Source organism: Acinetobacter sp. UBA3132, assembly GCF_002364825.1.
Lineage (GTDB): Bacteria > Pseudomonadota > Gammaproteobacteria > Pseudomonadales > Moraxellaceae > Acinetobacter > Acinetobacter schindleri.
Window position 1 is genome coordinate 14,688 of the sequence record NZ_DEZM01000228.1, and the last position, 12,035, is coordinate 26,722.

Here is a 12,035-nt window from a genome sequence, read left to right on the forward strand (position 1 = left end):
ATTCAAGGTGAAGGCGGTGTCAATACTGCACCACAAGGCTTCAGCTACCTGGAAGAAATCCGTCAACTGTGCAACCAGCATAACTGGCTGATGATGCTGGATGAAGTTCAGACAGGTAATGGCCGTACCGGTAAATACTTTGCATATCAGCATACCAATATCGTTCCAGATGTACTGACCACTGCAAAAGGTCTGGGTAATGGTTTTCCGATTGGTGCGGTGATGACCCAAGGACGTGGTGTTGGTGTTTTAACTGCCGGGAACCATGGTTCAACTTACAGCGGTACAGCATTAGGTTCACGCATTGTTTATACCATCCTTGATATTATACAAAAAGAAAATATCGTGGCGAATGCAGCTGAAAAAGGTGCTTATATCGTTGAGCAAATCCGTAGCCAGCTTGGTGATCAGCATATCACTGTTCGTGGTTTTGGTCTGATGATCGGTATTGAATTGCCAAAAGCATGTGGCGAACTGGTAGATATCGCGCGTGATGAATATAAAACCATTATCAACGTAACTGCAGGCAATGTGGTACGTCTACTGCCTACCCTGAACATTACTCAGGAACAGGCTGATCAACTGATTGAACGTCTGGTTAAAATGATTAAAGCATATCTGGCTTAATTTCTTAAAAGCCAGAAACATAAAAAGCCGCATCAAGCGGCTTTTTTAATTCTTTGCGGTTTATGATGCGATTTGCAACAAACGTCCGCCAGACAACTGGCCAAAATATTGTTTCAAGGTATCAAGACAACGGAGAATTTTTATAGGTTGTTGTTCACGTTTTGGCATGACTGCATATAGCGTAAATGGTTGTAATTTCCACTCAGGCAGGACTTCAATCAAAGAGCCGTTTATTAAATCTTTTTGTACATCCAGATATGACATGCGGGCAATGGTATTGCCATGCAGACACATCGACTTCGCCACAATACTGTTATTGGTGTTTAGTCGTGAGCTCAGTTCAAGTTCAACTTTTTGGGCTGTATTGACATGCTGGAAATAAAATTGTTGATGATTGTTCAAATGACTGAGTGACAAAATGTCATGTTGCTTCAGATCATCCGGCTGTGTAATTAAAACAGATTGATTGATGTAACTCGGAGCTGTTACCAGAATCTGTTCAATCTGAATAAGTGGAACGACTTCAACATTGCTATCGTCAATGACTTGATCAAGGCGCAGTTCAATATCAACACGACCATCCTTCAAGTCAAGCGGTTGATCTTGTGTTTCAAACTGCACTGTCAAACCACGGTGCGCAGCCATCCAGTGCGACAATGCCGGAATCACATGCATTGAACATAGTTCTGCAGTTGCGACGATACGCAGGTCACCAACCAGATCATCACGTAGCTCATTGATACGGACTTTGCCACGTTCAGCAGCGGATAACATTTCCTGACAGCTATAGAAAAAAGCCTGGCCTGCTTCAGTCAAACTCAATTTTCGTGTGGAACGGTTCAGGAGAATCACTTCCATGTCCTGCTCCAGCGATCGAATCTGCTGGCTTACGGCACTGGTGGTAATACCCAGTTCACGTGCAGCACCGCTAAACGAGTTTTTCTCTACAACACAAGCAAATACGCCCATTGCTCGAAGTTGATCTAACATAAATTCCCCTCTAAACTTATGAGGTGCTTCATCCTTTGATAAAAGCAACTCATTGTATTATACGGTGAAATTTAGCATTTTCACCTTTTTATTCAACTATTCGGTAAAACGGATGCAGGATTCACCGGTTTTCCATCCAGACGTACCTGGAATTCAAGCATGGTACGGGTTGTACCACTTGAACCCATTTCTGCAATCTTCTGGCCTGCGGTTACATTTTGACCACTTTTCACGTTAAGTTTACTGTTATGTGCATACGCAGTGATGTAGCCATTAATATGTTTGACCAGTACCAGATTGCCGTATTCTTTTAGACCGTCAGCGGCATACACTACCTGACCATCAGCAGCGGCAAATACCGGATCACCAACATTACCTGCGTAACGTATGCCCTTAATATTTGAAGCCAGATTGTATTGCTGCAATACTGCACCATTCGATGGTTTTACCCAACGTAATCCGGATGACGGTACAGTTGTTACTGGAGCAGGTGTAGTGACTTTTGGTGTTATTGATGGTGTCGTTTTAACAGTGGTCTGCGCTGGAGTTACCGGCGTTGGAGCCACGACAGTTTTACGCTGGATAGGTACTGAAGTATCAACGACTTGAGTAGTCGTACTGCGTTTGGTATTTTTCAAACGGATCGATTGACCGACATAAATACGATATGGCTCAGGAATGTCATTCATTTCCGCGACACTGATATAGCTCAGACCATAGCGTGCTGCAATGCCACTTAAAGTGTCACCTGAACGAACCGTATAAAAATCAGGTGCTGCAGCATAACGTGCGGAATTATTAATATAAGGTTTGGTTGCACACCCAGTTACGATAACTGCTGAAACCACTGCTGTTGTGAGTACTAACGTTTTAATCAGGCCTGTAGGCAAAGCAATAAAGCGTTTCGGTGACACCAGGAACATTATCTTCCTCTCTAACATCTATACGGTTTAAAAAACTCGATTAGATTAGCAAAAAAACACAGCAAATAAGGTTGCAATGTCCATCTATTCACAAAGTTATAACATTAGTTAGATTTTATTTAAAATCTGACCCTGTAATTCGTGAAGTACGTCATAGTTTGTAGCATCCATCTGGATTGGCGTCACACTGACATAACCATTGGCGATGGCAAAAAAGTCTGACTCAATTTCAGTTCCTTGATGCTTTGGCATTGCAACTGCTTCACCAGATAGACCAATCCAGTAAACCTGACGGCCACGTGGATCCACATGACTGCTAATGGGTTTAGACTGGCTACGGCGACCTTGGAAGGTCACTTTGGTTCCTTTTAGCTCAGCGATATCCGGAATATTGACATTAAAGATCTGACGCTCAGGCAATGCTGGCAAACCTGCTGCAATAAAATCATAAACCCATTGCGCTGCAACACGATAATCTTCTGGTGAGGTATAAGCACGCACGTTTTGCCCACACAAAGAAATAGCCAGTGCAGGATGTTTTGCTAGACGACCTTCAAATGCTGCCCCCACTGTGCCTGAATACAATACATCATCCCCCAGATTGGCACCGCTATTAATGCCACTCACCACAAGATCGAATTCGACATCAAACAAACCATTCATGGCCAGATAGACACAGTCTGCCGGAGTACCATTTACTGCCCAAACATCTGGAGCAATCTGAATCGGTCGCAGTGGACGGTCAAGGGTCAATGCACTGGAAAATCCGCTACGTTCGCTTTCAGGTGCAACAACCACTACACGGCCTAAGGCTTTTAAGCTCTGCGCTAGTGCCTGTATGCCCGGAGCAAATACGCCATCATCATTTGATATCAATATATTCACAGCAAAATCCCGTTCGTCCCAAAAAATGACTGGTTGGGACATTTGTTTGTATTAGCCACGGAATTATATATATTTATCGTTCAACATCCATCTTTAATATATGTGGTTCATGATGATTAAAAATACGGTTGCTGTAGCCGCACTGGCTTTTGCTCTGACTGCTGGCCTGAGCTCTCCTGCTTTTTCAGCTGAAAATTTATCTGCTGAGGTTGATTTGACTATTAAGGAAGACCTGGCTTCAGTTCAAGTGCTCACTGAAGTTTGTCCGGGGATTGTGGGTAAAAATGCCAAATTTGAGCAGAACACTCAACAGCTGATTAAACAATACTTATCCGATTATTCTGATAAATCGATGACTTATGACAAGATCCAGCAGGACAAGGAATATCAGTCAGCACTTCAAGAAGCACGCCAGGAAGCCAAGCAAACCGCTAAAGATGAACATCAGGCAGTGTGTAATGACCTGATCACTCAACAAATCTAATTCAGACTTTCTGACAGGATGATGCAGCGCCATCATCCTGTTTATATAACGATTTTCTCCATTATTTTACTGCTTCCTTACATTTTTAATCTTTTCATTCCTTCAAAATTAGTTAATCTAAACCCATCTTAATTTCTAATTTGAGCTTTTGATTTTCAATGAAAAATTTATTCATTAAAGCCTTTGGCATTTTTACTCTTTCAACTTTCAGCATTTTGACTACACAAAGTTTTGCAGCCGATACCAATATTGAAGTCACTCCAATTCAAGAAGTGACTCAGCATGAGCTTGCGGCCATTTATGTACTTTCAGAAATTTGCCCAGGTATGGTGAAAGACCAGAATAAATTTAAAGCGGGTTATAGTCAGCTGGTCAGTGAATATATGCCTGGTCAAAAGAACCCGGTAGAAGCCTTGAATCAGCTTAGCAAAAACACAAAATTCCAGCCGATCCTGAAAGAAGCACAACAGGATGCGCAGAAAGCAGGTCAGCAGAAAAATCAAGCGATTTGTACAGAACTCACCACTTATAGCAAATCCTGATTTTTTTCTGCCGCCATGCTTACAATACTTTTGAAATAAGCCACTGCAAACCGTAGAAGTCCGCCTAGCTTTGTCCTAAAATGCTAGGCTCTTCGTGCTTACATCAAGATATTGGAACCTACTAGAAATGACCCAAAAAACTGCTCTTGCTGCATTATTATTAATTCCTAGTTTTAGCTTTGCAGCAACTGTCCTATCTGCACCACCAGAATTGAATAATAAATCTTATGTGCTAATGGACTACGAAACAGGGCAAATTCTCGCATCTAAAAATGAAAATGAAAAACTAGCCCCTGCTTCAATGACTAAAATGATGACCAGCTACATCATTGAACAGAAGTTATTAAGCGGTGAACTGACTGAAGATGAACAGGTTCGTATGAACGAATCGGCATGGTGTCGCGGCAGTAGCTCTGAATCATGTATGTATGTTCCGCTAAACGGCACGGCGACAGCACTTGAGATGCTGCGCGGTATCATCATCCAGTCAGGTAACGATGCTTCCAAAGCAATGGCAGAACATATTGCAGGTAACGAGGGTACCTTCGCACATATGATGAACCAGGAAGCAAAACGTATCGGCATGAGCAATACCAGCTTTGTAAACTCAACCGGTATGCCTGCGGAAGGTCACTATTCGACTGCCAAAGATATGGCCATGCTGGCACAGCACATCATTAAAGACAGTTCAAAGTACTACCCGATTTATTCTGAAAAAGAATTTACTTTTAACGGAATCAAGCAAGGCAACCGTAATGCCCTGCTGTATACAGATCCAAGTGTGGATGGTTTGAAAACAGGTCATACCAATGAAGCGGGTTACTGCTTAACGACTTCTGCGAAACGTGGTCCAATGCGTTTGATCTCTGTGATCTTCGGTGCGCCATCTATGCAGGATCGTGCAACACATACACGTGAACTTTTGGCATGGGGCTTTGCAAACTATGAAACTAAAAATGTTCAGGCCGGCAGACAAGTCTTAGCCAAGTCTAAAGTGTGGTTTGGTAAGGAAAATGAAGTTCAAATCGGCCTTGCTGAAAACTTCAATGTGACCATGCCAAAAGGCAAAGCGAATGAGATTAAAACGCAAATCGTAGTTCAACCTAAATTGACTGCACCTTTAAAACAAGGTCAAGTGGTAGGTAAATACGTTGCTTCTCTTGACGGTAAAGTGATTGCTGAAAAACCGCTTGTTGCACTAAAAGCTGTAGAAGAAGCTGGTTTCTTTGCGCGTATGCTGGATCATATCAAACAGTTCTTCAGTAACTTATTCTAAGTTTAAACAGACTGTTTTAGCCTTAGACTAAGACCAAAGCACTCATTCAGATGGGTGCTTTTTATTTTATACTTTGCACATGACGCTTAAACTTTTAATGAACAGATCACTATGAGTCAAAACATACGTTCTTATTTAGATATGATTCCCCAGATTGATGAATCTTGTTATATCGATCCTATGGGGATTGTGGTTGGCGATGTGGTTTTGGCTGAGAATGTCTCGGTTTGGCCTTTTGCCGTAATTCGTGGTGATGTCAATCATATCCGGATTGGCAAGAATTCCAATGTGCAGGATCATGCCATGTTGCATGTCAGTCATAAGAAAGCCGATAAGCCAGAAGGTTCGCCACTGATCATTGGTGAAGATGTCACGATTGGTCATCATGTAAAATTACATGGCTGCACCATTGGCAATCGCGTTTTGGTCGGTATTGGCACGATTATTTTAGATGATGTGATTGTTGAAGATGATGTGATGATTGGTGCGGGTTCACTTGTTCCACCAAATAAAGTTTTGGAAAGTGGTTACTTGTATATAGGAAGTCCTGTGAAAAAAGTGCGTCCACTCACCGACAAAGAAAAAGCTTTTTTGCCGTATTCAGCACAGAATTATGTGAAGGTTTCAGACAACTATAAATAAACTTTAGACAATTTCATTTGTCGAAAGCTTAAATCTTCTGTATGTTCATTTAAAAAATAATTCAAAAAATAAAAATCATGAAACATACAGAAGATCATCATTGCCCGGATCGCAATGGACTATTAAATCAGACCAGAATTAATATTCGACAGTATGGCGTACAAATCATTTCGATCACTCATACCGACTATTCCCCGCCTTTTAGCTATAGCATTGGTTTGTATGAAAGATTCCGGCATCCAGAAATTATCTGTTTTGGACTCACTGCTAAACTTAGTCAGACTATTCTGAATCATGTGACTGAGGTCGTTCAAAAAGGTCAACGCATCCAGCTCAGTAACACGTATCCGAATGTATTTTTTAAAGAAAGCCGCTGTAAGTTTCTAAAAGTTGATCGCAGAAATATCGGTGACTATTTTGGGATTGCGCAAAGCTATTACCAAGATGAAGCGTTTCCAGCCTTACAATTAGTCTGGACAGATCGGAATGATAAATTTCCTTGGGAAGATGGCTTCGAGGAAGTTTTTGAATTTGATCAGCCCCTGCTGGATCGCAATGCCGAGTTTAAATTCCGCGAACCACGAAATTTAGGCATTTATACGACTAGGCAATGGCTGGAACTGGAGCAGCCAATTGTTACCGTATTGCATGAACGCAATGGTGACTGGCAATTTTTGACAGCAGAACCCTTGGCTGAGGAGGATTATATACTGGTTGGATTAGAGCACATCCTCCAACGCGATCCAACCTTAAATGAAGTATTCGACCTGCAATATGGACAGGCAGCTGACCGGAAATTTATCGGGGATGAATGGGTGTTTACAGCACTAGAGGATAATGATCAACTCGCTGGTTAAAGTAGTGAGTTTAAGATGATATTCAACTCTCTTTAAACACCTAATATTTCATTTAAAAAAATTAAATACTAGACGTTTTATAGCAATATCATTTTATGAATATCAAAATGGCTACTTCATTTCGAGTAGTCATTTTTTAAATTACGGAACAATCAGATAATCGTTCTTAAAGCTGTTTGCTTCAAAATCCCCTTCGATCAAATGTATAAATTTCTGATCAATCTGGTTTAACTCTAAACAGTCATCGACATCAATCACTGCATCGGTATGTGGTTTATACCAGCCTTTTTCAATTGCTACTTTACCTTGGGCTTTAGCTTCTATCTTGTTTTTGGCAGCCACAACCAGATATTTATGGACTTCCCCAAACTGGTCTGGAATATAAGCACCCAGATTAATCAAAAACAGTTTTAAACCGCTATTTACAGGCAAATCACTAATCTGGACCTGATAATTCACTCCTTGGTAACTCACTCCATTGATTTTCATCCAGCCATCGACATGCAGGCCTTTTTGCAAGCCAAACCATTGTTGTTTTAAATAAGGATACGCGGATTCAATATCTGAACTGATGACCGGAATTACATCATGTACTTCTACATTGGCTTTTTCATGTTTACCGCCCAGTAAGGTGATGTAGAAGTGCAGTTCAGACATAGGAGATTCCTTTAAATAGTAGAATAATAAAGTAAAGATCCATAGTTTAAATTAATTCGATTTCATTAGTTAAGAAGTATTCTCTACCTCGATTTACGAATAAATAATATTTTCCCTTGTTTTATGAAGGGTTAGGTAAATATTTTTAAGAGATATCAATAAAGTTCTATTTCGTATAACAGCGATTATATTAAATGGATTCACTTTTGATGTTATACAATTACCTAGATTTGAAAATAAGTACTATACATGTTGTAGTATTAGTTTAGATCCAAACATAGTGTACTAGCTCAAACCTGATTTGACAGTTACCGATTTTTTATTGTGCCTGTCAGGTTAAATTTGAGCTAAATTTTTCTCAGCCCAAATCCGTTTTCCATCAAGTAAAGTTTCAAGTGGTGTACGACCACAGCACATTTTTCCTTGATGAGTCCGTTCAGTATTATAGAATTTCAGCCAATCGTCTAGATCAACTTGTAATTCTTCCAATGAGCTATAAAGCTTCTTCCTAAACGTAATTTGATAGAACTCCTGCAAAATCGTCTTATGGAAACGCTCACATATACCATTTGTTTGCGGGGAAGCTGCTTTTGTCTTCGTGTGATCAATATCATTAACTGCCAGATACAACTCATCGTCATGTTGTTCTACCTTAGCGCAATACTCAGTACCTCTGTCTGTGAGGATGCGAAGCATTGGTCAGTCCTGAGATTGATAGAATGGCAACACACGATCATTGAGTAAATCAGCCGCTGTAATCGGTGTTTTTGTTGTATAGAGCTTGCAATGAACGACCTTGCTATAAGTGTCGATGAATGTTTGTTGGTAGATTCGTCCAACACCTTTGAGATTCCCGACATAAAAGGTGTCTTGCGCACCTAAATAGCCTGGATGAGCTGTTTCGATTTCACCACAAGCAACGTCATCCTCATGCTTACGTTCAAGTGCCGCAATCTGCTGATCATTTAATTCAATACCATCCTGTGCCACTTTAGCCTCAAGTGCTTTTAAACGCTTCTTAAAGTTTTCTAAATCATGACGAAGCCATATAGAGCGAACCCCACTCCCTGAAACAAATACACCCTTCTTGCGTAATTCATTACTAGTACGGTGCTGACCATATGCGGGATATTGAATTGCGAAATCAATAACAGCCTGTTCAGTAGCATCATCTACACGGTTTTTTAAATTTGGTACTCGACGGGATTTATTGATCAGTGCGTCAATATCACCAGACTTCACTAACTCTTGATAGCGGTAAAATGTATCTCTTGAAACACCCATCACTTTGCATGCTCTGGATACATTCTGAAGCTCTTCAGCTAAATTGAGCAGACCTACTTTGTGTTTAATGATTTGATTGTTAGTATGCAACATAAGAAAGTTACCTTTGTTTGATTAAGATTTCGACACCTTTATCAAAACGGGTAACTTTCTATTTTTCAAGAAGAATGTACGATCAAGTCTGAACTAATACAAATTATTGTTGAAGACGAAACTAAAATTGCTGAATTTTTAGCAAAGGGCTTAAATGAATCTGGTTATTTACCCAGTATTGCTCATGATGGCTTAACAGCACTTACATCCTTACAAGAAAAAAATTATGATTTAGTCATTTTGGATGTCATGTTGCCTGAAATTGACGGTTGGCAAGTATTAAAGACCTTAAGAACTTTCTCGCAGATCCCTGTACTCATGCTGACTGCAAGAGATCATGTTTTAGATCGAGTTAAAGGCTTAGAGTTAGGGGCAGATGATTACTTAATAAAACCCTTCTCCTATATTGAACTGTTAGCACGAGTCAAAAGCTTATTGAGACGTAGCGTAAAAACAGAATCTGAATACTATCAAGTGGCAGATTTGATTTTATATCGACTGGCACATACAGTTTATCGAAACCAACAAAAAATTGAGTTAAGCGCTAAAGAGTTTTCGCTCTTGCAATTCTTAATGCAGCATCAAGGGGAGTTGTTAACCCGATCGCAAATTGCATCTGAAGTATGGAACATTAATTTTGATACGGACACCAATGTGGTCGATGTGGCTATTCGTCGATTACGCGCCAAAATTGACGACCATTTTCAGCCTAAATTAATTCATACTGTTCGAGGTATGGGTTATCGCTTAAGTGTCAATCCATGAAAAGTCAGCTACAACACTTGAGTTTAACCACACGCTTAAGTATTTCCTTTAGTATTATTTGTTGTGCTGTATTTTTGGGTATTGGTTTACTGTCATATCACAACATGCAACAGTTGTTAGCGAAGCAACGTGATCAGAATTTAACGGCACGTGTGGAGCGTATTGAAATTTTTCTTAAAGATAAAGAAAGTTTTCAAATCCTAGTTCAGTACCCTCGTCTGTATGAAAATATGCTAGGAAAAGAATATAATCTTTTAATCTTAAAAAACCAACAACAGACCTTAATTGAGATTAATCCGCTTAACGTCCATATTCCTACTATGGCGGAATCAAAAGAAATTACCTTTTTAGATAATCAAGATGAGTTCGCTACGACTCGTTTAGCCTATAAAACGGTTGTTTTTAATCATCAACATTATCAACTCATTGCTGGTACACAATTCGATGAAGCCCAAGCGACTTTAGATCAATATTTATGGAAATTGATTCTCTATAGCCTACTGGGCATTATTATCGCCAGCTTGCTTGGACGCTGGGTCGGCTTATATTTATTGCAATCTTTAAATCATTTGATTGAGCAAACCCGTCAAATTCAGGGTACTCGACCACATCAACGAATCGAAGCTCAAAGTACCACAGTTGAAGTTGAGCACCTCCGTTCAGCAATGAATGCCATGTTAGAAAAAATTCAACTGAACTATGAACAATTGGCACGATTTTCTGAAGATATTGCACATGAACTGAGAACCCCCTTAAATAATTTAATGGGTCAGACACAGATCATGCTCATGCAATCTCGCTCACAACAAGAATTGGAACAGCTTTTATATTCTCATCTTGAAGAATATGAGCGCCTTAGTAAAATGATCGATAATATGCTGTTCATCGCGCGTTCTGAACACATTGATTATATTATCGACAAAAAAATCATTAATTTATCTACACTGATTTTAGAACTGGTGAATTACTTTGAATTCTTGGCTGAAGATAAAAAAATGACCTTTGGTCTAGAATTAGAACAATAAATTCAAATATATGGGAATTCAGATTTACTTAAAAGAGCGCTATCCAATCTGATCATCAATGCCATTGATTATGGTCTTGAAGGTCAAGACATCGTTATTTCAACAAAGTTAATAGACAATGTTTGTCATATTGAAGTATTAACCAAAAATATTTTTATAAATGAGCATCATTTGAAACATTTATTTGAACGTTTTTATCAAATTGATAGTAGTCGACATTCCAAAGCAAAAACGGGCGGTTTGGGGCTATCAATCGTGAAATCTATTATGATGTTACATGATGGGGAAGCATATGCGTATAACACCCAGTAAGGTATTGTATTTGGTTTAAGCTTAGATCTTAATGCTGTTTAAAGCTTATGCTTAATATTTCTCAATTAACATGATACACGCTATAAGAAATTCTTTTTTATAAATTTTTTGTTATACACATAAAAGCTTAATGCTGTTGAATTGAGCTTTTTTAGTGATTTTCAGTATTTCACGCTTAAACTAAAGGCAATATTTCATAAAATTGCTTATTTCTTTAAGACTAATAATTTTTTAGTAGCTAAAGAAATCCCCTCTCAACATAGCCACACACCACAAAATTTTATACAATAGTGCATCATTTTCCATGGTGCTATTTCTATGACTGCTTGGACTGCTCACGTCACTGTCGCAACCGTTGTCGAAAAAGACGGAAAATTCCTTTTTGTAGAAGAATATACAGAAGGTGTGACACACACAGTATTTAATCAGCCAGCAGGTCATGTAGAATGCGGTGAAACCATTGTCGAGGCCGCAATTCGTGAAACCATGGAAGAAACCGGACATACGGTTGAAGTGACCCATCTTTTAGGCATGTATACCTATACCCCGCCGATGTTTCCAGACCGTACTTATTTTCGCTTCTGTTTTTTAGCCAAATCGGTTGATTATGACCCACATGCAACTTTAGATACGGACATTGTCGGTGCAGTCTGGATGACTTTAGATGAACTGC

12 protein-coding genes and 2 pseudogenes are annotated in these 12,035 nt (G+C 39.5%); 9 read left to right on the forward strand and 5 right to left on the reverse strand.

Features of this window, described 5'->3' with window-relative positions:
* Nucleotides 1-627, forward strand: a 627-nt coding sequence (locus tag B4033_RS12605; RefSeq protein WP_286834484.1) for an aminotransferase class III-fold pyridoxal phosphate-dependent enzyme, incomplete at its 5' end; no start/stop codon positions are given.
* A gap of 60 nt (nt 628-687) precedes the next feature.
* Here the strand turns inward: B4033_RS12605 and B4033_RS12610 are convergent.
* From B4033_RS12610 to surE, 3 genes are all read right to left on the reverse strand, one after another.
* Nucleotides 688-1,617, reverse strand: a complete 930-nt coding sequence (locus tag B4033_RS12610) for a LysR family transcriptional regulator (RefSeq protein ID WP_163168365.1) — start codon at nt 1,615-1,617, stop codon at nt 688-690.
* 92 nt (nt 1,618-1,709) lie between these two features.
* The gene (locus tag B4033_RS12615; protein ID WP_286834486.1) at nt 1,710-2,540 is read right to left on the reverse strand and encodes a peptidoglycan DD-metalloendopeptidase family protein; all 831 of its coding nucleotides are present in this window, start codon (nt 2,538-2,540) and stop codon (nt 1,710-1,712) included.
* 108 nt (nt 2,541-2,648) lie between these two features.
* On the reverse strand, nt 2,649-3,425 hold the full coding sequence (surE, locus tag B4033_RS12620) for a 5'/3'-nucleotidase SurE (protein WP_048882113.1): 777 nt from the start codon (nt 3,423-3,425) through the stop codon (nt 2,649-2,651).
* Nucleotides 3,426-3,534: 109 nt separating this feature from the next.
* Here surE and B4033_RS12625 point away from each other — a divergent pair, with 109 nt between their 5' ends.
* The 5 genes from B4033_RS12625 (at nt 3,535) to B4033_RS12645 (ending at nt 7,226) form a co-directional block, all read left to right on the forward strand.
* The gene (locus tag B4033_RS12625; protein ID WP_004894072.1) at nt 3,535-3,909 is read left to right on the forward strand and encodes an MCR_0457 family protein; all 375 of its coding nucleotides are present in this window, start codon (nt 3,535-3,537) and stop codon (nt 3,907-3,909) included.
* Nucleotides 3,910-4,067: 158 nt separating this feature from the next.
* Nucleotides 4,068-4,451 carry an MCR_0457 family protein gene (locus B4033_RS12630; protein ID WP_004810468.1) on the forward strand — a complete coding sequence of 128 codons (384 nt, stop codon included), beginning with the start codon at nt 4,068-4,070 and terminating at the stop codon, nt 4,449-4,451.
* A 127-nt stretch (nt 4,452-4,578) separates the two neighbouring features.
* Nucleotides 4,579-5,727 carry a D-alanyl-D-alanine carboxypeptidase PBP5/6 gene (gene dacC, locus B4033_RS12635; protein ID WP_048882109.1) on the forward strand — a complete coding sequence of 383 codons (1,149 nt, stop codon included), beginning with the start codon at nt 4,579-4,581 and terminating at the stop codon, nt 5,725-5,727.
* A gap of 111 nt (nt 5,728-5,838) precedes the next feature.
* Nucleotides 5,839-6,369 (forward strand): gamma carbonic anhydrase family protein, encoded by a 531-nt coding sequence (locus B4033_RS12640; RefSeq protein ID WP_286834490.1) that lies wholly within the window; start codon nt 5,839-5,841, stop codon nt 6,367-6,369.
* Between the two features lie 77 nt (nt 6,370-6,446).
* Nucleotides 6,447-7,226, forward strand: a complete 780-nt coding sequence (locus tag B4033_RS12645; RefSeq protein WP_286834491.1) for a DUF4262 domain-containing protein — start codon at nt 6,447-6,449, stop codon at nt 7,224-7,226.
* Nucleotides 7,227-7,367: 141 nt separating this feature from the next.
* Here B4033_RS12645 and B4033_RS12650 read toward each other — a convergent pair whose 3' ends face one another.
* Both B4033_RS12650 and B4033_RS12655 read right to left on the reverse strand, forming a co-directional pair.
* Complete coding sequence (locus tag B4033_RS12650; protein WP_286834493.1) at nt 7,368-7,883, reverse strand: DUF1543 domain-containing protein; 516 nt, start codon at nt 7,881-7,883, stop codon at nt 7,368-7,370.
* A gap of 336 nt (nt 7,884-8,219) precedes the next feature.
* Nucleotides 8,220-9,260 (reverse strand): annotated as a pseudogene (locus tag B4033_RS12655) (IS481 family transposase).
* Between the two features lie 96 nt (nt 9,261-9,356).
* Between B4033_RS12655 and B4033_RS12660 the strand changes: the two are divergent.
* From B4033_RS12660 to B4033_RS12670, 3 genes and pseudogenes are all read left to right on the forward strand, one after another.
* On the forward strand, nt 9,357-10,025 hold the full coding sequence (locus B4033_RS12660; RefSeq protein ID WP_146048151.1) for a heavy metal response regulator transcription factor: 669 nt from the start codon (nt 9,357-9,359) through the stop codon (nt 10,023-10,025).
* Nucleotides 10,022-11,362: pseudogene (locus B4033_RS12665) on the forward strand (heavy metal sensor histidine kinase). Before B4033_RS12660 ends, B4033_RS12665 begins: the two are co-directional and overlap by 4 nt.
* 318 nt (nt 11,363-11,680) lie before the next feature.
* On the forward strand, nt 11,681-12,035 hold a 355-nt coding region (locus tag B4033_RS12670), incomplete at its 3' end, for an NUDIX domain-containing protein (protein ID WP_286834494.1).

What these genes read in the sequence shown, in the direction of transcription:
- B4033_RS12630 (WP_004810468.1), top strand. Translation starts at nt 4,068, where the DNA reads ATGAAAAATTTATTCATTAAAGCCTTTGGCATTTTTACTCTTTCAACT.
- B4033_RS12645 (WP_286834491.1), top strand. Translation starts at nt 6,447, where the DNA reads ATGAAACATACAGAAGATCATCATTGCCCGGATCGCAATGGACTATTA.
- B4033_RS12625 (WP_004894072.1), top strand. Translation starts at nt 3,535, where the DNA reads ATGATGATTAAAAATACGGTTGCTGTAGCCGCACTGGCTTTTGCTCTG.
- dacC (WP_048882109.1), top strand. Translation starts at nt 4,579, where the DNA reads ATGACCCAAAAAACTGCTCTTGCTGCATTATTATTAATTCCTAGTTTT.
- B4033_RS12640 (WP_286834490.1), top strand. Translation starts at nt 5,839, where the DNA reads ATGAGTCAAAACATACGTTCTTATTTAGATATGATTCCCCAGATTGAT.
- B4033_RS12615 (WP_286834486.1), bottom strand. Translation starts at nt 2,540, where the DNA reads ATGTTCCTGGTGTCACCGAAACGCTTTATTGCTTTGCCTACAGGCCTG.
- B4033_RS12650 (WP_286834493.1), bottom strand. Translation starts at nt 7,883, where the DNA reads ATGTCTGAACTGCACTTCTACATCACCTTACTGGGCGGTAAACATGAA.
- B4033_RS12610 (WP_163168365.1), bottom strand. Translation starts at nt 1,617, where the DNA reads ATGTTAGATCAACTTCGAGCAATGGGCGTATTTGCTTGTGTTGTAGAG.